The sequence below is a fragment of the Gilliamella sp. BG7 genome, from assembly GCF_046635565.1.
In the GTDB taxonomy this organism is placed as follows: domain Bacteria; phylum Pseudomonadota; class Gammaproteobacteria; order Enterobacterales; family Orbaceae; genus Gilliamella; species Gilliamella apicola_P.
The window spans coordinates 1-18,998 of record NZ_JBIDFB010000016.1 but is presented as its reverse complement, the minus strand read 5'-3'; the positions used below and the strand labels follow the sequence as shown (position 1 = coordinate 18,998).

32 protein-coding genes and 1 tRNA gene are annotated in these 18,998 nt (G+C 35.3%); 16 read left to right on the top strand and 17 right to left on the bottom strand.

Features of this window, described 5'->3' with window-relative positions:
- The first annotated feature begins 75 nt into the window (after positions 1-75).
- Together argH and serC are read left to right on the top strand one after the other, a co-directional pair.
- Complete coding sequence (gene argH, locus ACGH49_RS09970) at positions 76-1,461, top strand: argininosuccinate lyase (RefSeq protein ID WP_065606316.1); 1,386 nt, start codon at positions 76-78, stop codon at positions 1,459-1,461.
- A gap of 147 nt (positions 1,462-1,608) precedes the next feature.
- Complete coding sequence (gene serC, locus ACGH49_RS09965; RefSeq protein ID WP_411589227.1) at positions 1,609-2,694, top strand: 3-phosphoserine/phosphohydroxythreonine transaminase; 1,086 nt, start codon at positions 1,609-1,611, stop codon at positions 2,692-2,694.
- Positions 2,695-2,769: 75 nt separating this feature from the next.
- On the opposite strand, the gene ACGH49_RS09960 is transcribed toward serC, so the two are convergent.
- Positions 2,770-3,129: a DUF4156 domain-containing protein gene (locus ACGH49_RS09960; RefSeq protein WP_065606320.1), complete on the bottom strand. Its 360-nt coding sequence runs from the start codon at positions 3,127-3,129 to the stop codon at positions 2,770-2,772.
- A gap of 216 nt (positions 3,130-3,345) precedes the next feature.
- Here ACGH49_RS09960 and ACGH49_RS09955 point away from each other — a divergent pair.
- Positions 3,346-3,422: transfer RNA gene (locus ACGH49_RS09955), tRNA-Ile, on the top strand.
- A gap of 26 nt (positions 3,423-3,448) precedes the next feature.
- Here the strand turns inward: ACGH49_RS09955 and ACGH49_RS09950 are convergent.
- The 15 genes from ACGH49_RS09950 to ACGH49_RS09880 all read right to left on the bottom strand — a co-directional run bounded on the left by ACGH49_RS09950 (position 3,449) and on the right by ACGH49_RS09880 (position 11,003).
- Positions 3,449-4,495 (bottom strand): tyrosine-type recombinase/integrase, encoded by a 1,047-nt coding sequence (locus tag ACGH49_RS09950; protein ID WP_411589226.1) that lies wholly within the window; start codon positions 4,493-4,495, stop codon positions 3,449-3,451.
- The gene (locus tag ACGH49_RS09945) at positions 4,390-4,701 is read right to left on the bottom strand and encodes a hypothetical protein (RefSeq protein ID WP_411589225.1); all 312 of its coding nucleotides are present in this window, start codon (positions 4,699-4,701) and stop codon (positions 4,390-4,392) included. Before ACGH49_RS09945 ends, ACGH49_RS09950 begins: the two co-directional genes overlap by 106 nt.
- Before the next feature lie 74 nt (positions 4,702-4,775).
- The gene (locus ACGH49_RS09940) at positions 4,776-5,009 is read right to left on the bottom strand and encodes a hypothetical protein (protein ID WP_411589223.1); all 234 of its coding nucleotides are present in this window, start codon (positions 5,007-5,009) and stop codon (positions 4,776-4,778) included.
- A 132-nt stretch (positions 5,010-5,141) separates the two neighbouring features.
- Positions 5,142-5,582, bottom strand: a complete 441-nt coding sequence (locus ACGH49_RS09935) for a single-stranded DNA-binding protein (protein WP_411589222.1) — start codon at positions 5,580-5,582, stop codon at positions 5,142-5,144.
- Positions 5,572-5,697 carry a hypothetical protein gene (locus ACGH49_RS09930; protein WP_411589221.1) on the bottom strand — a complete coding sequence of 42 codons (126 nt, stop codon included), beginning with the start codon at positions 5,695-5,697 and terminating at the stop codon, positions 5,572-5,574. The genes ACGH49_RS09935 and ACGH49_RS09930 overlap by 11 nt, the downstream gene beginning before the upstream one ends.
- Positions 5,698-5,700: 3 nt before the next feature.
- Positions 5,701-5,934, bottom strand: coding sequence for a hypothetical protein (locus tag ACGH49_RS09925; RefSeq protein ID WP_411589220.1), 234 nt, complete (start codon positions 5,932-5,934; stop codon positions 5,701-5,703).
- Positions 5,927-6,154, bottom strand: coding sequence for a hypothetical protein (locus tag ACGH49_RS09920; protein ID WP_065606332.1), 228 nt, complete (start codon positions 6,152-6,154; stop codon positions 5,927-5,929). Before ACGH49_RS09920 ends, ACGH49_RS09925 begins: the two co-directional genes overlap by 8 nt.
- A complete protein-coding gene (locus ACGH49_RS09915; RefSeq protein WP_411589219.1) occupies positions 6,147-6,698 on the bottom strand; it encodes a DNA N-6-adenine-methyltransferase in 552 nt (183 codons plus the stop codon). Before ACGH49_RS09915 ends, ACGH49_RS09920 begins: the two co-directional genes overlap by 8 nt.
- A gap of 161 nt (positions 6,699-6,859) precedes the next feature.
- Complete coding sequence (locus ACGH49_RS09910) at positions 6,860-7,756, bottom strand: recombination-associated protein RdgC (protein ID WP_411589218.1); 897 nt, start codon at positions 7,754-7,756, stop codon at positions 6,860-6,862.
- 37 nt (positions 7,757-7,793) lie between these two features.
- Positions 7,794-8,594, bottom strand: coding sequence for a recombination protein RecT (recT, locus tag ACGH49_RS09905; protein ID WP_411589217.1), 801 nt, complete (start codon positions 8,592-8,594; stop codon positions 7,794-7,796).
- Positions 8,587-9,405 carry a PD-(D/E)XK nuclease-like domain-containing protein gene (locus tag ACGH49_RS09900; RefSeq protein WP_411589216.1) on the bottom strand — a complete coding sequence of 273 codons (819 nt, stop codon included), beginning with the start codon at positions 9,403-9,405 and terminating at the stop codon, positions 8,587-8,589. The genes recT and ACGH49_RS09900 overlap by 8 nt, the downstream gene beginning before the upstream one ends.
- A 182-nt stretch (positions 9,406-9,587) precedes the next feature.
- Positions 9,588-9,980: a hypothetical protein gene (locus ACGH49_RS09895; RefSeq protein WP_411589215.1), complete on the bottom strand. Its 393-nt coding sequence runs from the start codon at positions 9,978-9,980 to the stop codon at positions 9,588-9,590.
- Positions 9,980-10,282: a hypothetical protein gene (locus ACGH49_RS09890; protein WP_411589214.1), complete on the bottom strand. Its 303-nt coding sequence runs from the start codon at positions 10,280-10,282 to the stop codon at positions 9,980-9,982. The genes ACGH49_RS09895 and ACGH49_RS09890 overlap by 1 nt, the downstream gene beginning before the upstream one ends.
- Positions 10,283-10,364: 82 nt before the next feature.
- Positions 10,365-10,661: a hypothetical protein gene (locus tag ACGH49_RS09885; protein WP_411589213.1), complete on the bottom strand. Its 297-nt coding sequence runs from the start codon at positions 10,659-10,661 to the stop codon at positions 10,365-10,367.
- Between the two features lie 72 nt (positions 10,662-10,733).
- Positions 10,734-11,003, bottom strand: coding sequence for a hypothetical protein (locus tag ACGH49_RS09880; RefSeq protein ID WP_411589212.1), 270 nt, complete (start codon positions 11,001-11,003; stop codon positions 10,734-10,736).
- A 225-nt stretch (positions 11,004-11,228) separates the two neighbouring features.
- Here ACGH49_RS09880 and ACGH49_RS09875 point away from each other — a divergent pair, with 225 nt between their 5' ends.
- The gene (locus ACGH49_RS09875) at positions 11,229-11,702 is read left to right on the top strand and encodes a super-infection exclusion protein B (protein WP_411589238.1); all 474 of its coding nucleotides are present in this window, start codon (positions 11,229-11,231) and stop codon (positions 11,700-11,702) included.
- 439 nt (positions 11,703-12,141) lie between these two features.
- On the opposite strand, the gene ACGH49_RS09870 is transcribed toward ACGH49_RS09875, so the two are convergent.
- Entirely contained in the window at positions 12,142-12,867 is a 726-nt protein-coding gene (locus ACGH49_RS09870) for a S24 family peptidase (protein WP_411589210.1), read from the bottom strand.
- Between the two features lie 126 nt (positions 12,868-12,993).
- Here ACGH49_RS09870 and ACGH49_RS09865 point away from each other — a divergent pair, with 126 nt between their 5' ends.
- The 12 genes from ACGH49_RS09865 to ACGH49_RS09810 all read left to right on the top strand — a co-directional run bounded on the left by ACGH49_RS09865 (position 12,994) and on the right by ACGH49_RS09810 (position 18,578).
- Positions 12,994-13,236: a transcriptional regulator gene (locus ACGH49_RS09865; protein WP_411589209.1), complete on the top strand. Its 243-nt coding sequence runs from the start codon at positions 12,994-12,996 to the stop codon at positions 13,234-13,236.
- Complete coding sequence (locus tag ACGH49_RS09860) at positions 13,217-13,444, top strand: helix-turn-helix domain-containing protein (protein ID WP_411589208.1); 228 nt, start codon at positions 13,217-13,219, stop codon at positions 13,442-13,444. The genes ACGH49_RS09865 and ACGH49_RS09860 overlap by 20 nt, the downstream gene beginning before the upstream one ends.
- Positions 13,444-14,160: a replication protein gene (locus tag ACGH49_RS09855; protein ID WP_411589207.1), complete on the top strand. Its 717-nt coding sequence runs from the start codon at positions 13,444-13,446 to the stop codon at positions 14,158-14,160. The genes ACGH49_RS09860 and ACGH49_RS09855 overlap by 1 nt, the downstream gene beginning before the upstream one ends.
- On the top strand, positions 14,157-15,566 hold the full coding sequence (locus ACGH49_RS09850; RefSeq protein ID WP_411589206.1) for a replicative DNA helicase: 1,410 nt from the start codon (positions 14,157-14,159) through the stop codon (positions 15,564-15,566). The genes ACGH49_RS09855 and ACGH49_RS09850 overlap by 4 nt, the downstream gene beginning before the upstream one ends.
- Complete coding sequence (locus tag ACGH49_RS09845) at positions 15,550-15,750, top strand: hypothetical protein (RefSeq protein WP_411589205.1); 201 nt, start codon at positions 15,550-15,552, stop codon at positions 15,748-15,750. Before ACGH49_RS09850 ends, ACGH49_RS09845 begins: the two co-directional genes overlap by 17 nt.
- Entirely contained in the window at positions 15,735-15,896 is a 162-nt protein-coding gene (locus ACGH49_RS09840) for a DUF1187 family protein (RefSeq protein ID WP_411589204.1), read from the top strand. The genes ACGH49_RS09845 and ACGH49_RS09840 overlap by 16 nt, the downstream gene beginning before the upstream one ends.
- A gap of 2 nt (positions 15,897-15,898) precedes the next feature.
- On the top strand, positions 15,899-16,021 hold the full coding sequence (locus ACGH49_RS09835) for a hypothetical protein (RefSeq protein ID WP_411589203.1): 123 nt from the start codon (positions 15,899-15,901) through the stop codon (positions 16,019-16,021).
- A 153-nt stretch (positions 16,022-16,174) separates the two neighbouring features.
- Entirely contained in the window at positions 16,175-16,654 is a 480-nt protein-coding gene (locus tag ACGH49_RS09830; protein WP_411589202.1) for a hypothetical protein, read from the top strand.
- 19 nt (positions 16,655-16,673) lie between these two features.
- A complete protein-coding gene (locus ACGH49_RS09825; RefSeq protein ID WP_411589201.1) occupies positions 16,674-17,120 on the top strand; it encodes a recombination protein NinB in 447 nt (148 codons plus the stop codon).
- Entirely contained in the window at positions 17,117-17,284 is a 168-nt protein-coding gene (locus tag ACGH49_RS09820) for a hypothetical protein (RefSeq protein ID WP_411589200.1), read from the top strand. Before ACGH49_RS09825 ends, ACGH49_RS09820 begins: the two co-directional genes overlap by 4 nt.
- A gap of 144 nt (positions 17,285-17,428) precedes the next feature.
- The gene (locus tag ACGH49_RS09815; RefSeq protein ID WP_411589199.1) at positions 17,429-17,974 is read left to right on the top strand and encodes a recombination protein NinG; all 546 of its coding nucleotides are present in this window, start codon (positions 17,429-17,431) and stop codon (positions 17,972-17,974) included.
- A gap of 7 nt (positions 17,975-17,981) precedes the next feature.
- Positions 17,982-18,578 (top strand): antiterminator Q family protein, encoded by a 597-nt coding sequence (locus ACGH49_RS09810; RefSeq protein ID WP_411589198.1) that lies wholly within the window; start codon positions 17,982-17,984, stop codon positions 18,576-18,578.
- Positions 18,579-18,998: the final 420 nt, after the last annotated feature.

Sequence of the window (18,998 nt, the reverse complement as noted above, 5' to 3'; positions counted from 1 at the left end):
ATATATAAAACGAAAATTGAAATTGTACAGCTAATCATTAAGATAACATTTATTTAAGATAATATTGAGGTAATTATGGCATTATGGGGTGGGCGTTTTAGCCAAGAAGCAGATGAACGATTTAAGCATTTTAATGATTCATTACGCTTTGATTATCGTCTTGCAGAGCAAGATATCATTGGCTCAATTGCTTGGTCAAAAGCATTGGTAACGGTTAACGTTATATCTTATGATGAACAAAAAAAATTAGAAAAAGCCTTAAATGAATTGTTGTTATTGGTTAAACAAGATCCTAACCAAATTTTACAAAGTGATGCCGAAGACATACACAGTTGGGTTGAACAAAAACTGATTGAAAAAATTGGCGAATTAGGTAAAAAATTACACACAGGACGAAGCCGTAATGACCAATCAACAACCGACTTAAAATTATGGTGTAAAGACCAAATTCCTCATTTAATTAATGCGATAAATCACTTACGCCAATTACTAGTTACAACCGCTGAACAGCACCAAAAAGCTATTATGCCTGGTTACACCCACTTGCAACGAGCACAACCAATTACATTTGCGCATTGGTGCCTGGCTTATTTTGAAATGCTAAGTCGTGATGTCAGCCGTTTAGAAGATACATTGCAACGTTTAGATGTTAGTCCATTAGGCTCAGGTGCATTAGCTGGAACTGCCTATCCAATGGATCGTGAACAATTAGCGCATTGGTTAGGATTTGCTCAAGCAACTAATAATAGTTTGGACTCGGTGTCTGATCGTGATCACATTCTTGAACTATTAAATAATGCTTCAATAGGTATGGTACACCTATCGCGTTTTGCTGAAGATCTTATTATTTTCAATAGTGGTGAAGCCAATTTTGTTGAACTATCAGATCGAGTGACTTCAGGATCTTCACTCATGCCACAAAAAAAGAATCCAGATGCATTAGAACTGATTCGTGGCAAAATAGGGCGGGTTGCAGGTGCATTAACAGGAGCCTTAATGACCTTCAAAGGTTTACCGCTTGCTTATAATAAAGATTTACAAGAAGACAAAGAGCATCTATTTGACGCACTTGATACTTGGCAAGAATGCTTAGATATGTCCACACTAGTACTAGAGGATATTAAAATTAACTACACAAATTGCCAAGAAGCTGCCAAACAAGGTTATTCTAATGCAACTGAACTGGCTGATTATTTAGTAGCCAAAGGCATACCGTTCCGTGAGGCACACCACATTGTTGGTGAAGCAGTTGTTGATGCTATTGCAAAGCAAAAAGCGCTCGAAGAACTTTCGCTTGAAGAACTACAAAAATTTAGCCCAGTTATTGATAATGATGTTTATCCAATATTATCGTTAGAATCATGCCTAGCTAAACGATGTGCCAAAGGTGGGGTTTCACCACAACAGGTAAAATCAGCGATTGAAGTTGCCAAGCAACAACTTTATAAACAGCTATATTAATCTAATAACAACTATACCTGTATTAGCTGGTGTTTTTATACTGAAACACATAGTTACCTGAAACTTTTTAACAAAAAATATGATTGTATATCTGTTCATACAGTGTAAAAATAGAGCTCTTTTTTGAATGGATTAAAGTGAAGCATAATGAGTAAAAGTTATAATTTTAGTGCCGGTCCAGCAAAATTGCCTGCTGAAGTATTAAAACAAGTTCAAACTGAATTATTAAATTGGCATAATACTGGCGCATCAGTCATGGAATTAAGCCATAGAGGTAAAGATTTTGACGCCTGTGCTATTGAGGCTACCAACGACCTACGAGAAATCTTAAACGTTCCTAAAAATTACAAAATTCTTTATTGCCAAGGTGGAGCCAGAGCACAATTTGCTGCAGTTCCATTAAATATTTTAGGAAATAAAACCAGTGCCGACTATATTAACAGTGGTTATTGGAGCCAATGCGCAATCAAAGAAGCCAGCAAATATTGCCAAGTTAATGAACAAAATGTTGTTATCAAACAAAACGGACTAACGGCTGTTAAATCTATGTCAGAATGGCAATTAAATGATAATGCTGCCTATGTACACTATTGTCCAAACGAAACAATTGATGGCGTTCAAATCTTTGAAGAACCCAACTTTGGTGACAAAACCGTTGTAGCTGACTTATCATCGTGTATATTATCGCAACCTATTGACATAAATCGATATGGCATAATTTATGCGGGTGCTCAAAAAAATATTGGTCCATCAGGTATTACCATTATCATTGTGCGAGAAGATCTAATTGGCCATGCAAAAAAAATCTTACCATCAGTACTAGATTACAAAATCTTAATGGACAACGATTCAATGTTTAACACTCCACCTACATTTGCATGGTATTTGTCGGGGCTAGTGTTTAAATGGATAAAAAGTCTTGGTGGATTAAAAGCAATGCAGCAACGAAACCAAGCTAAAGCACAATCACTATATCAATTCATCGACCAATCTAACTTTTATCGAAATAATGTTGCAGTAGCAAATCGGTCAATTATGAATGTTACTTTTTTATCACCAAATGAAGAGTTGGATAAAAAATTTGTAAGCGAAGCAACTCAAGCTAACATTATTGGCATTAAAGGTCACCGAATTGCAGGAGGTATGCGAGCATCAATTTATAACGCTATGGATCAAGAAGGCATCAATTATTTAATTGATTTTATGCAGCGATTTGAAAAACAAAATAGCTAAATTAACTCAAAATATTACAAGTTATTACTATCAGCAAAAAGGGAAGGAAAACTTCCCTTTTTCATTTAATCAGCATTATTTACAGCTATAAACCTCACCAACCATAACCGCATCTGTTGGTGCAATATCAGAAATATATTGCATTGAAGTATCCTGTGCATTATAAATCACATTACCACCCATTGCAGCAGCTTTATTCATCAGGTCAGAAGCCGCATCACGAATAAGCTCACTATGTGTTTTAAGACCAGAAAAAAAACTACTACGACGCCCCTCTGCTTTACCTAATAACTGACAAGAAGCAGCTGGTTTAGTATCAATAAACCGAACTTGACTACCGGCAGAAGTAGTTTGATAGTTAGAACTACTACAAGCACCTAAAAGTAAAGTCGCAACCATCGTAACACCAATGAATAATAATTTTTTTATAGACATAATATTTCCTCAACCAATAAAACAACAATCAATAATAAACTAAATTATTGTAGCAGTTTAATTAAACAAAAAATATCAGTAATTAAACTTGTATAAAATCTAATAAATCACAGGACAATAAATAATCAAACCGACCTATTTTATTAATTAACTATAGCAAATTCGATTTAACTCTATTATAATCGCAACCCTACTAACTAAGTAGCACATCCAAATGGCCCCTTAGCTCAGTTGGTCAGAGCAGTCGACTCATAATCGATTGGTCACTGGTTCAAGTCCAGTAGGGGCCACCATTAAACACTATGATTTATATAAGCTTTTAACCATCTTTAACGTTTCTCATTGTGTCGTTGAGCGAGCCTTGTGCCGTAAATGTGACATTGTTTGCAAATTCAAGCATATGATCTGCGTTTAGATGAGCGTATTTATTCACCATCTCTAACGTTTCCCATCCGCCAAGATTTTTGAGCGTATAGAGCGGTGTACCTGCTTGAACGTGCCAGCTTGCCCAAGTGTGGCGTAAATCATGAAAGTGAAAATTATCTATTCCTGATAATTGACAGGCTTGTTTAAAATCTCGCCGATCAATATCACGCACTCGCTTTTTAGTTGAACGAGTGAATACATATTCACAATTATTCCTGAATCTTAACTTACGTACTAACTCCATTGCGTCATGATTTAGTAATAACGCTCTTGCTTTTCCTGATTTTGCGTTTTCGTTAGTGACGGTTGCTACACGATTAACAAGATCAACATTGTGCCACGTTAGCGTAAATATCTCACTCATACGCGCACCTGTTGATAGCGCAAAAAAACAAACGTCTTTCATCCATTGTAATTTTAGATTCTGTATGAGTAAGCTTGCTTTTTCCTTTGTGATCCACCTTACTCTGACTTTAGGCTCACCATAACGAGGAATGTAGGGAACAGCATCAATCCAGTTCATTTTATGAGCTAAACTAAACGCCCTGAGAATCGTAGAGCGATAACGGTTTTTTGTACCATTTGCTATTGGTTTCTTAGTTTTTGCATGAAATGTTGGTATACTGTTCGTTAACTCCTCACCAGTAATAGTTGATAAATCTCTACCCGAAAAGATATTTAAAAAATATTCTGCGTGAGCCTGTTTATAGTCAAATCTTGCTTGATGTTCTCCATCTTTTAACATCAATATAATAGCTTCTTCAAAAAGCCTGGTTGGCTTTTTGTTGATTCTTGACGTTTCCCACAATTCAGCTTTTAGCCGATCATGATATTCTAACGCCTGTTTTTTGTCTGCCGTACCAGTAGAGCGCCTAATTCTTGAGCCATCTGGCGCGACGATGTCAATATGCCAAACTTCTCCCCGTTTTTTAATTGACATTTTTTTACCTCCTTAATTTCAGAGGTTAGCCGATTTGCATTATGATTTGCTTTGAACTTTTCTTCAAACTCTTTTTTATCGACCAACCATTTTCCAACTCTATTTTTTGATTTAGATTGAAAAGAAAATCCGTATTCTTTTCTTTTTTCATAAAGATACGTGTAAGATAATTTTGTCATTCTTGCCGCATCTTTTAATGTAATCATTTCCATAATTACCTCTGATTCTCTCTCATCAACAAATAACACTCAGCAATAGCAATTATTGCTCTTTGCTTTCGTTAAGACGATTCCATTAATGAATAAATATTATCTACGCTTTCATGTGTAAAAATATCGTCAGCATCTTTTAAAATTATTCTAGTAAAAAAAATCCATTGACCAGTACAGGGGTGCCTAACTTCTTCTTCATTAATAGATACAATTAAATCAGTATTAATAACAGTTGGTGAAGTTAATTCAATTATTGAATTACGTTTAAAATCAATACAGTGTAATTTTATAAATTTTTTCATAAGCTCTCTTAAAGAATCATCTCTCGCTGTGCTTTAGTGTAGTTAGTCATAATTATTTCTTCTTAATAATAGAATGGGTGGTTGTTCAGTGAGTTATTAACAGATTTTGTGGGTAACTTTATAACTTATTGATTAAAAAGGAATCTCATTATCTATAAACTCATTTTGCTGAGCCTGAGCCTGAGCCTGAGCCTGAGCCTGAGCTGGTGCTTGCGGTTTAGATTGTTGTGCTGACTGATTACTGCTTTTATCGAACGTTAACGCTTCAAAATCATCAACTATAAAATAAATAGCTGTTTTGTTGTTGCCTTGTTGGTCCTGCCATTTATCTGTTTTGTATCGAGTTGTAACACGAATAAAAGCACCTTTGCCTTTATCTCGCACTTTCTCAGCAATCTTACCGAACGCTCGTAAGTTAGCCCAGTCTGTGACGTTTTCGTAGCTATCGCCATTCTTCTTATAGCTACCAATTGCCATAGTGAAATTAACAATTAACTTGTTATCAGAAGTGTAACGCTCCTCGATTTTCCCGATTCTGCCAGTGAATAAACACTGATTTAAATTATTTGCCATTTTTTCGCTCCAGTTGTTTATCAATTTGTTTTTGCATTTTTTCAATTTCTTTAACGCAAGCAATAGCCTCTTTTAATAGCTCAGTTCGTGTCAATGAATGTTTATCTGTAATCATAATTTACTCCATCATTAAATATTGATTTAATCCGCATAACTGTATTAATTCATGCGTGTAAACCCAAGCTAAAACATGACAGCCATTAACATACCCCCATTTGTCACTTCTTCTGTAATAACATGAGTTCTGAGTGCTAGTTATAATTTTCCCGTCTTGCGAAAATGACCTAGTAATTACAACGCAATCAGTAAGGGTTTCTGGCAACTCTTTGCTAGCATCACGCCAATTAATCATTACCCACCTCCGTTAAATCTGTTTCTGGTACTAGTTGAATGCTAATAAACCCGTCTATAAAAACGGGGATGTGATACCACGGGCACATAACGCCAGATTCATCATATGCATAATAAATATCATTATTTGCGATTTCTGTTTTCATACCGTCATAAAAAACTGGGTCAAACATTCCGAATTTAGGAGGTGGTAAATCAACGTCATATACTTTTTCACTCACTTAAACCTCGCTTATAATTAACAATTACATTTCCACACTTAAATGGCACAATCAGAATTAGACACGTATCAAAATTACAGTTATTTACAGACTTTTCACCGCTCGGCAATAGATACTGATAACGACCATCCGGAACATAAATAATACAGTTTTGTCCGTGTACATTGTCGCTCCACGCCCTAGTAGCAGGGGTGTAGGGCAGGACCATCAATACTTGTTTGCTAAATTTGTTTACTTGTTCAATCGCCTTTTTGAAAAACTCCCATTTCCTAGAAAATGGTGGATTGCAAAATGAAGTCGTAAATTGTGGAAATGAGCTATCAGAATATGAATCAGAAAACCAATCTATATCACTCAATGCGTCATTAGCCTCAGTTAAACACCAGTAGCTTTTTTCTATTTGAACATCTTCGCTTGAGCAACATACGTCAATATCAAAGCCTTTTATATTCAGCAGTGTTAACGCATCATTGATCAATAACTCTGATGTTCGCCAATAATCTTTATTCTGCTTCTCTGTTTGTGATTTGTTTAGAATAGCCATTATTTTTCCTCTAAAATTATTGCCACTCTGTCGCCAACGGCGTGACTACCGTCATGTCAAACAATATGACTTGTATATTTCAAATTAGTGGGCTAACTGCAATTGCGGACAGCGTCTCTGCTAACACTAATCATCAACGCATATACCAGACGCTTTTTAAATTAAATAATCTTATCTAGTACATCTTTTAGCTCAGTTATTGTTTTAGATAAGATATTTGAGGCTAAGAAGAAATCTGCTTTTATACGCGCTTCTTTATCATCAAGTGGCACGTCTTCATTCTCATCTATGACAGATTGATCAAATTTAATGTTTTTGAATACAAAATTATTATTTAGAATATAACTAACACCACGATCATCAATGATTCTAATTTTTGTTATCCATTTACCAGAATCAAAATGAGCTAACATTTCATAGCTGTTAATTTCTTGATTTTTACAGCTGATAATCCCATTACCTTCAAGCGGATCTTTTAGTTCGGCTTGGTCACCCAATAAAAATGGAGGGAATGCCAAGTTTTCTTTCGCCCATGTGGTCATTACCTGTTCAAGCGGTTTATCAATTGATAACGGTGTTAAAGCAAGTGAACCAAGCCCTTTGCGTAAAAGGGCCAAAATATCTTCTGCTTGTTTAAAGCTTGACGTTGTTATTGCTATAAATTTATCTCGTTTATTTATCCACACATTAAACTGTTTAAATTTACTAAAGGCTCTGGGTAACAAATCAATTATTACCTCATCTTTTAATGATGATTTTTCACATTTAACTAGTTTTCTACATAGAGCCAGCTCTTGTTTTTCTATTTTTTCATTTAGCGCACGCTTAATAACGTCCGCAGGAATTGTTTTTTGTTCAGTTTGATATTTAAGTAGTATTTGTCCTTGAATATCAATAAGTAGCGTTTCTGGGTTGTCAATAGGTGAGATAAAACCGCCTTTTAAAGAATCAAGAGGTGAGCAAGGGGTAAACGCTAATTTTTGTAATAGCTCATTATTGATTTTATTTAAAATATCAACATTAGAAATTGTATAAACTGTTAAATTTTTACAAAACATAATTCTTTCCTTTTAATAAAAACCGTCACTTGGACGGTTATGCTTCGACCACAGAAAAATCAGCGTCTAAAATCATTTCATTATCTTGACTTATGCCAGCTTCTGCTTTTTCGTCCAAAATTACAGCTTGTTGAATTTCAATTGAAACAGGTAAATATTTAAATAATCGTCGAATGACTGTTTTCTTTGCCATTTCTTCCCAGTGAGTTATCCAAGGCCCTTTATCACCAGCTTTACTTTGTTTGCGAACCGATTCAATTTGGTTGAATGTCATAACTTCAAACTGAGAACCGCCATCTTTCAAGCGGGCAACAGCATAAACATATGTGATTTGTGCTGATTCGTCGGCTTTTGGAGTGTGCTTTAAATCCTCATTTAAACCATACTCATAATGAAAATCATCGCCCTCTCGAACGGTTCTTGCTGATATGCTGATGATTTGCCCTGAACGTCTAGCAAGATCAATCATGCCTCTATAGCCAATAATTAACTGTACGTTAGATTTTCCATCCTTTGCTTTACCGTTACCAAATGGGAGTAGGTAGGCATGCCCAAGTGCACCTCCCGGTTCTAAACCCAATTGCGAGCATTGAACAACAGCTCCTAAAAAACTTTGAATGTTTGAATCTGCTAATGCTGGTGTTTTCCGAATTTCTGTTGTAACGATTCTTGCCATTCTGTCAGGGTTCATGTGTTTTGGCAGTGCCATGGCAAGTTGGTTTTTAATTTTTGAAGAGTTAACTAATTCAGCTAATGTTGCTGGTTTTTTTTCTTGATTTGTTAGTTGAGTTTTTTCTAAGTCAGATTTAGCAATAGGCGGTTGATTTTGTTCACTCATTTTTTAATTCCTTAGCCCAATAAGGCAACGATAATGTTTGAAGTGCTGGAAAATTGTTATCTTCTGTACATTGTTTGAATCTAAATAAATTAGCTTTATAAGCTTGACGTCCAATGTTTTTAGCGGCCTCATCTAACATGAAAGTTTTTACAGGGTATCTTCCACAATTGATAGTTGTGCTAACTACCAAGAAAACAAAAGTAGGTTTTTCTCCAATGATAGATTGAACGCCGTCGCTATAAAATGAATCTTGCACATGATAACGATAGTCATATGAGTGAGCATAAAAGCGATCAATATCAGCGGATGTTTTTATATCGGCTACCCAGTTAAATTTTTCTATAAATTTATCAGGTCGGCATCGGCATAAAATATCTGTATCAACATCATTCCAATATATAGATGATTCTGTATGCCCTTGTTCTTCAATAATCCATTTTGCTAATGGATGAGCCATTGCACTATCACGCATTAGAAGTAACTTTCTGTAATCTTCATAGGTGATGATTGCTTGATTAGATTCTTCGGCTTCTTTGAGTAACTCTTGATACTCGGCTTTTCCTGCATTGGTTCTTAAATTTATTGGCTTTGGTATTATAAAACGCCTTTTAAATTCTTCAGGCTCTAATAGTAAACAATGAAAAGCTGTCCCCATGTCCAGTGATGACATTTTACTTTTATCAACTGGCGCATTTTTTACCCACTGATAAAGAGCGGGGCTTTCTTCAATAAAATCTAGTTGCGATTTACTAATACCTGCGCCATTGTGATAATCTTCGTTAGATATATCGTAATAAATACCTTGTTTCATTATCTTCACTCCGTCGCCACTTCTAACATCCAGCGAATAAGCATAAACAATCCGCCTAATGTCAAAAAGTAGGTACAAAAAAGGGCGTATATTTGCTCGCCCTTGTTTAGTTTGTAATCAACATTAAATCGGTCTGTGTCATGTACATTACAGCCGACATGATCAGTTGGTATTGTGTTCATTTAAACGCCCTCTGGTCGCTCTGTGAGTGAGAGACGCCAGCTAACTCCGTCGATGTTTGTTGCTAAAACGCTGTAGCAATAATCACCACCGCAATTAGTCCAGCCAATACCTCTTGTGTTAATACAAGGTTCATCAGTATAAAAACACACTTTGCCATCTCTATCCATTGCCGCCCATTTCCATTCTGGAGCAATCATCGCCCACATTTCACGGGTAAACAAAGGGATTGGTTTCGGTACAATGCGGTATTCTGTATTCAATGATACGGAATCAGGGACTGCTCGGCACCAATCAGCGCCGCGCTTATATTCAACTGGCACACCCTGCATTTTTGCTAATAAAACCTGAACAAGATGTTCTTCATGTTTGTTTTGCGGTGTTAATTTTTCCATTATTCATTCCTCAGCTCTTCGAAAAACCAATCTGTTATGTCTTCTAAATTAGGAGTCTCAGCGTCAAAATACATTAGATCATCCCAAAAAAGCCCATTTTCATTAAAATGGGCATCTCGACCAATAAAAATCGGTGTTTTTTGTAGAATTTGGTCTGGCAAAAACGACGCAGACGCTCCGTGGTACCAGCTAATTTTTGCATCAACGCAGGCGTTTAACACTAATGCTACTTCGTGCTCGGTTTCACATTTAACAAACCAGTTTTGTTTTTGTAATCGTTCAATAATTTTCTTGCTTGTCATTGATTTACTCCTCGTTAAAATGATCTGTCAAAAAAGCCCGTTACTCAATTCACGGGCAAATACACTAAGAAAGGAGGCGTTTTTACGGCAGACGCCAAGCCGTGTTTTGTTTTAGAATTAAATTTAGATATATTATTCTTCTTGCAAAAACTATAGCGCTATCTAGAACGCTCATAAAATCTGGTCTGATGCTGATTTCTTTCTTTAATGCGTTTTTTGCATCATTAAATTGAGTAGCTCCGAGTTTAGATTTGACTAATGATATCAATTTAGTAAAGTAATCTATAATGTAATTGTCATTATTTGATTGAATACTTTTAACAGCATCAGATATTAATTTGTTAGTTAAATCACTAGCTTCTTTAATTTTTTTATTCATTTAATGAATTCCTCAAAAAAGCCCTCAGAAGAGGGCGAAAGGATGTTAGTATGTACTCGTCTTTCCGATCTATCAGAATTTCTTGTTATACTCAGCTTTAGCTTGTGAGTAACACATATCAGTTATAAACTGATTGTAAATATCAGCATCAATGCTTTTACTTTCTAGCTTTATTTTTAGTAGCTCTACAATTTGCCAATCGTTGTCGTTATCGAAATTTTTAAGCAATTCTTTGGCTCTAGTTTCAATCCCATCATCTTTAGCATCTTGCATTTCAGAATTATTCATCATGTTGCAATATGCTCTTTCGTAACCGTTCTCTACATCTCTTTGTAATTGCATAAGTTACCTCGAAATTTGATAGTTTTAATCCATCAAAACACCTCATAAAGTGTTTATGAATATGCCTGAGTAATACTGCAACACGCTCAGGCTCGTGCTCCCTTGACAACCACGTACAAGGATTTAGAATACTCATAACCACGTACAAACAAGGATTTTTATGTATGCCAGATTGGCTAGTTACTATTGTTTCTATCTTTAGAAAGGATATTTTCATTGAAAAGCATGTTGATAGTTCTTGTTTCATTATGTATTTTTTTTATAGTTCCCACCGAAATTCAAATTAAATTTAGTGAAAAAGTAAAAATTCCATTCAGTTATGAAATAGCGGTTTTTGCTACCAGTTTTATTTTGTGCAGTTTTATTTATTCTGTAGTGGTAAATTTTAAAAAGTTCTATACAAACTTTTCTAATAAAAAACAGCTAAATAAAGAACGAAATGAATTAGTATTATTAATTAATTCGTTAAATAAATCTGAGAAAGAAGTTATTGCTTATTTATTACATAGTGGTTATCCATACATTTCATTTGAAGCAGAAAAAATACCTAAACATGTTATTAAGCTTATTAATAAGGGGTTGATTATTCAATGTGGTTTTCCGCGTACATTTGATACCGAATGTCGCTTTGTACTAGATCCATCATTTGAAAAATTTATTAGAAAAGAAATCAAAAAAAATAATACTGATAATAATTAGTATTATTTACATCAAACTCAAGCGCACTCTATGAATGCGCTTTGATTTGAATACTGGTACATACCCCAGTAGGTGTTGCGCTCCCTTACCCCGTGCTATCAGTTCATCAGCTTAGAGGGAGCTAGGCATTTCGTTCTAAGATGAGCTTCGCTTTCACACTGTCTACTTGAATAACACTTTATAAGTTGTTCCGACTTTTCTAATTTTTAAAGAGCTTCAACTTTGGTAAGTTGATTTGTTTTGATGTGTGTATATTACCTAAAGGTTATCATTTTGTAAACACCTAAAGGTAAATAAATTTTAGTTAAAAAATAACCCAAAGGTAATAAGTTATTGTATTATAAGTGAAAAAACTTTTTTGATTGGCTGTTTTTTGAGCTGTGGTAAGTAGGGAATATAAAAAAAGCCACTTAAGTGGCTTGAGAAATGCAATTATTCGTTAGTCAAAATAGACATACTCAATATTTTGTCCAACAAATACTTTTCCTTGTATATAAAAATGATTCATTGAGTTTTTATCGAGTCTCCATTTTTCATATACTGAATTATCTGATATAACTATTATTTCAGTTCCTGTAACTTGAATGCGTTTTATATATATTTCGTTGTCAAAAACAAAAACATACACACCATCACCGTCGTAATAATTTATTTTTGTGTCAACATATACATTCGCACCTGATTTAATTGTGGGCGTCATACTGTCGCCTTTTGCTGTTATTACTTTGATATGCTCAGTTGATCTTCTTCCAAATAATTTTAGTGCGAAATCGGGGGTAAACTCAATTGAACGTAAAACGCTAGCAAATTCACGTTCAGTGATTACACCGTTTCCACAGCTTGCACTGATATCCAAAACTTCTATTTTCACTCCATCCTCTTTTTTTATGTCATTTTTAATATTATTAGAATCTATTACAGGTTCTAGTTGATCATAAGGAGTTAAATCATCCAGCCAACCGCGCGGCAAATTAAAAGCAGTTTCAATATCAAACAAAACTTTGTCTGATATATTTTTTTTATTTGGTTTCCCTTCCTCATACAGCATTCTTGATACGTATGACGGGTTTTTATTTAATTTCTCTGATAATTCTGTAATTCTACCGTTACAGTATTTATCTTTTAATGTTATTAAATTTTTACGTCTAATTTCATATATGTTCATACGCTCTCCTCATATTTCTTTTAATTTTAATAAAAATTTACCTTTTGGTAAATTACCTTGGGGTGTTGATTTTATTTTTATCTTAAGGTAATATTCAAGAAAAATAATTAACCCACAGGTATTCATATGAATAAATTACGGCTTTTTTTAAACAGCTTAACGACAGAAGAGCAAAGGGTATTTGCTGAAAAATGTGGTACTACAATCAAATATTTAAGAAAAAGAATTAGCGATCGCTCATCAAGACTCGGTGAAAAAATTTGCATTGAGATTGAAGACAAAACAAGCGGAAAGGTTAAATGCGAAGATTTGCGCCCTGATGTTAACTGGTCAGTTATTCGAGGTAATTATGAGCACATTGAACAATGAAAGCACACAAAGCCAATGCAAAAACATTTTGCGGCATTTGCAAAGCGGTAAAACCATTAATCCGTTACAAGCATTAGATCAATACGGTTGCCTTAGGCTAGGTGCGCGTATTTATGATTTAAAAAAACGCGGTCATTCAATAGATAGTCGCATGATAAGAGCTAAAAACGGCAAGAAATATGCTGAATATTCGATGGGGGTTAATTAATGAGTAAATTCATTTCAAACTCATTTCAAGTACCAAACGCTGTTATTGATGAATTAATGGCTGATATGTCAGCTAATGCATTACGTTGTTATTTACTGATTACTCGCAAAACCACGGGGTGGGGCAAAACAAGCGATAAAATCAGCATATCTCAATTTATGCAATATTTAGGAATAAAAGACAAGCGCACTATTTATGCAGCTCTGTCTGAATTAACAAATTTAGGTTTGATCAATGCAATTAAAAATAATGGTGAAATTACTGAATATTCACTAGTGTTGGGAACGTCAGAACCAGTGACAAAAAATGCAGGTACAAAAAATGCTACTGGTAGCAAAAAATGCATGGAACCAGTAGCAAAAAATGTCACTACCACCAGTGACAAAAAATGTCACTCTACAAAAGACACTATTAAAAACAATATTACAAAAGAAAATAACATTGATTTTGATTTGGTCATGGATGCATACAACGATGCTGTAGAAAACAGATTGCCACAGATTCAAAAAATGACTACTGCACGAAAAAACGCAGTGAAGAAATTACTCAAAGAGCTTGAACAACCAACATTCCAGAACTTGGCCAATTATTTTTATGATTTTGTGGACAACGCAAAACCGTTTTACTTCGGCGAAAATGACAGGGGCTGGCGTGCTGATTTTGATTACATCATAAAACCAAGTACATACCTGAAAGTTGTGGAGGGTACGCTATGAACGTGATCCCACATGACTTAGTTGCTGAACAAGCCGTGCTTGGCTCAATGATGTTAGATTTTCAATCAGACCGCTGCCAAAAAGCAATCTATTCATTGAAGCCAGAATCATTCTACAGCAGACATCATCAGGTTATTTTTGCTGAAATGCTTGAATTAAATCGTAAAAACTACCCAATTGACCTGATTACATTGTCAGACAGTATGGAAGCAAAAGGGACTTTGAAAGATTGCGGTGGTTTAGCTTATCTGGCTGAATTATCCAAAAATACGCCGTCGATGATCAACGTTACAGCTTATGCTGGAATCGTTCGAGATAAAGCTATTGAACGTTACACATTGCAAAAATTAAACGACTGTAGCGCAATGATTTTTGAGAAATCAAATCTATCCACTAGCGACAAAATATCAGCTATTCATGCGCTATTTACGCAAATTGATGACTATAACAAAACTGGTAAAACAACTGGACTTAAGTCGTTAAAAACAATTGCTGATAAATGGACAGAAACCCTTGGACAACGATTAGAAAACGCAGATAGTGCACGTGGTTTATCAACTGGAATCAAAGCATTAGATGAGAAATTAGCACCTAAAGGGCTTGTTCGCGGATCGCTATTTGTCGTTGGTGCTCGTCCAAAAATGGGTAAAACCACTTTCGAAATAAACATGGCTCGTCATTGCGCTATGAATGAGAAATTACCTGTGCTGATGTTTTCGTTAGAAATGCAAGATGAGCAAATGCTTGAAAACATTTTAGCCCAAGAATCAGCAGTAAACAGCAATATTTTCTATGACGGTGGTTTAGGTTCGGATTCAGAGTTTGCGCGTGTTATGCATCATCTCAACGAATTATCAAACACCGATAACATTTACATTGACGACACACCTGCGATCACACTATCGCATATCCGTTCAGAAGCTCGACGAATGGCAAGAGAAAAGGGGCAAATAGGCATGATCATGGTTGACTATCTAACCCTAATGGAGAAAGAAAAAACAGGTGACGACACTCGTAACGACTTAGCTTATGGCGCAATCACGAAAGGGCTTAAAGCCTTGGCTAAAGAGCTTAATTGCGTTGTTGTTATGTTAACTCAATTGAATCGTAATCTTGAATCACGAGCGGATAAACGACCGATACCAAGCGACAGCAGAGATACGGGACAAATTGAGCAAGATTGTGACTACTGGGTGGGTATTTATCGTGATGCAGTTTACAACGATAACGCAGATAAAAACTTAATGGAAATTAACGTTGCTTTAAATCGCCATGGCTCAGGTAATTTTACTGTTTTCGCAGGTATTAGCAATGGTCGCATTTATGAAGTAGATCAGCTCGAATCACAAGCTAGAGCAAATCCAGAACCCGTTAAGAAAGAGCGTAAATATGCGAGAGCAGGTTAATCATTGCCCACTTGGACGTTATCACATGCTCGACAAAATAGCATACGACTATGTGAGAGCGATACGAAAACCAGGAGCGGATACGGCAAAGGTTAAGCAGCAATTAGCAGAACGAGTTAAAAAATATTCAGAAGAAGATAAGGCAAAATTGAGGGAGTTGATACAGAAATGGCTTACAAAATAACGGCAACAATCATAAAAAAATGGCAATTACCAATAAGCTGGATGCATTTTACTGATGAAAAATTAACAATCGAACAATGCATTAAAAAGCTATCAAACGGTAAAGAGCTAGTTCAGCTTGATAATTTTGAGTGTGTGAGGGTTTAGGGATGACTAAATTAACACAGCAAGAGTTAGAAAAAGAAGTAGAAAGATTTAAAAAACATCTAATTACTCCAATTCCTATGGGGATCGAAGATTATAAAAAGAATGAGTTTATTAAAAAATTTTAACGCAAGATGTTGATTTTATTAATTCCGCATTGCTTGCATGGCTAGCAAGAGCTGAATTAGACGGGGATTGGGGTGAGCAATGAGTGATGAAGTGATTGTAGCAATAGCTTCGTTTGTTTTTTGGGATTTCGTGATTTGGAGAGCAACTAAGTAATGGCTGAATTAACTCACTCTGAACTATGTTTAATGGCTGAAAAATTTCTAAAACGAAATGGTTTTGGCGTGGTTTTTCATGACCGCTATCAAGCACGGATTGAAACTGGTGAGCAACCAGATGCCATCGGGTTTAGAAATAATGTATCGCTATTAATTGAATGTAAAACAAGCCGTTCTGATTTTTTAGCTGATAAAAAGAAAAAATTCAGGGTAAATCAAAATCTAGGTATGGGGGATTGGCGCTTTTATTTGTGTCCTCCCGATGTGATACGAGTTGAAGATTTGCCGGCGGGTTGGGGGTTGCTGTACGCGCATGGTAACAGGGTCCGCAAAATACACGGATTTCCGACAAACATGCGATTAATTGCTGATAAACCGTTCAAAAGTAACAAGCAGGCTGAGTGCGATTTTTTATACGGTGCACTAAGACGAATGGTTATTCGTGGTCATTTTGATGATATCTATATAAAACTGTAGTGAGAGAGGGTTATTACTGATGGATGATTTATGTTTGCATTCAAGCAACATTAAAACAATTTTTAATACATTAGCAAATCTCGTCAAAAGCGGTAAACGCTATCGATTAATAATCAAAATTTGGAGAGAAAAGCGGACAATTGACCAAAATTCACTTTCTCACATGTGGTATACAGATATAGCTGAACAAGCTAATCAAAAAGGAAAGACAAGTTTATATACTTTAGAGAGCGTGAAAAAAGACTTTAAAGAGATGTTTTTAGGTTATAAAGAAGTTGAGCGTAAAAACGTTATAACTGGAGAAATAACCACAACATTGGAGTTGGTTAAAACATCTGATTTAGATGCGGGGGAAATGCATTTTTTTCTACAGCAAATTGAAACATGGTCATATCAAAACGGTTTTAAATTACGAATACCAAATGATAGTGAGTACAGGAAATTACAGTTGGAGCAGGTGGCATGATGAACAACAAACACAAAGAACAATTAAAACTATACGATGATAAAGAGCAAGAATTAGAGCGAGCAATAGCAATAGTTAGAGAACAGCGCAGAGAATACATTAATCAGCATAATTTAAACAAGGTTAACGACAATGCCGAAAAAACACAAATTAATCAAAACTGATTTTAAATGTCCTGAATGTAATGGTGCTTGTTTATATAACGTTGATTGGGATTTATTTGTTTGCAATAGACCGCTCATCAATGTTAACGGCGAAGTAAAAGGGTCTTGTGGTAAGTTTTACAAGAATAAAGCGAAATTCAGACAATGAAGCGAGAAATAAAGCAGAAAAAATGTAAAAGCTGTGGCAAAAAATTTGCGTTATTTAACTCGCTTGCTCAAGTGTGTTCTGTTGATTGTGCTATTCAATATGCAAAAGATAACAAAGTTCAAGAGCGAACGAGAATTAAGTTAGCACGGATAGCCAAGGAGGGCATAAAAACACGCTCAGAGCATTTAAGAGATGCGCAAACAGCATTTAATGCATTTATTCGAGAACGGGATAAAAGCGAGCCGTGTATCAGTTGTGGGCGATATCATAACGGGCAATATCACGCAGGACACTATCGAAGTGTCGGTGCGTGCCCAGAGTTACGATTTTGTGAATTAAATGTACATAAGCAATGTTCAGCATGTAACAATCATAAATCAGGGAACATCATTGAGTACAGAATTAATTTAGTGAAAAAAATAGGTGTAGAAAAAGTTGAATGGTTAGAGGGGCATCACGAACCCAAAAAATACACGATAGAGCAAATAAAACAGATTAAAGCTGAGTATAAGCAAAAATTAAAAGAGTTAAAAAGGGGGTAGATAACAAATGCTAGCAGAATATATGTACGTTGATGATGAGCCAAAGAAAATTGTAAAACCAGTTACACGAGTTCGGTTTCAAGCTGATTATGATATTACTGATGTGTTAAGGCTGTGGGGTAATTGGTCAAGGAAAAATTATTATTCAGAACAAAAATCGCCGTCTTTGTTTGAGAATCAACAGAAAAAATACAAAGAGTTGTGTAATGATGATGATGCTATGTTAATTGATTCTGCATTAATTGCGCTATCAAAAACTAATAGGCAAGCAGCGGAACAATATAGCATTTTAAAATTATTTTATTTTGGAGAAAAACAAACGATTGAAGATTATGTGGCAACAACAGGATTCGGAAGAAAACTTGAGCGATTAGCATTCAACGGAACTATCAGTATTACAAGCGCAAAGGGTTTTAGCAAGCAAACAAAAAACATTATAAAACCGCTATCTGTTGTTGATATTGCAAAAAAAATGAGTGTTGATAGAGCAAAAATAAAATCAATGAAAGAAGGTGGTGAAAACCATATTGTAGGACATTTAAGCGCAATAACGCTGCTAACATGTCAGCGTTTAGATATTCTAAATAGCATAACACACAAATAAATTCACAATTTATTTAAAAAAACACTTGAAATGCTAACATGAAACTGATATAAAGATGTCACCATGGAATAATTGTATACAAAGCTCGCAAATGCGGGCTTTTTGCTATCCATATGTGAATAATTTTATGAGAACACGAGCATATAGACGACATCAAGTTAAGCGATGTCTAGATAATAGAAAGCACGATTTTTATTCTGGTGATTCTAGAAAATCGCTAAAAAGGCATGTGACAACACCAACAGCTTGCTCTTGTTGGATGTGCGGCAACCCAAGGCGACATCTCAACGAGTTAACATTGCAAGAACACCGATCATTACTGAATTTAAAAGAAAGCCTCAACTAAGAGGCTTTTTTGTTTTCTCTGTAGAATTTAATTGCTTCTACTACAAGTTTGGCTTCTGATATATTTAAGTCTAA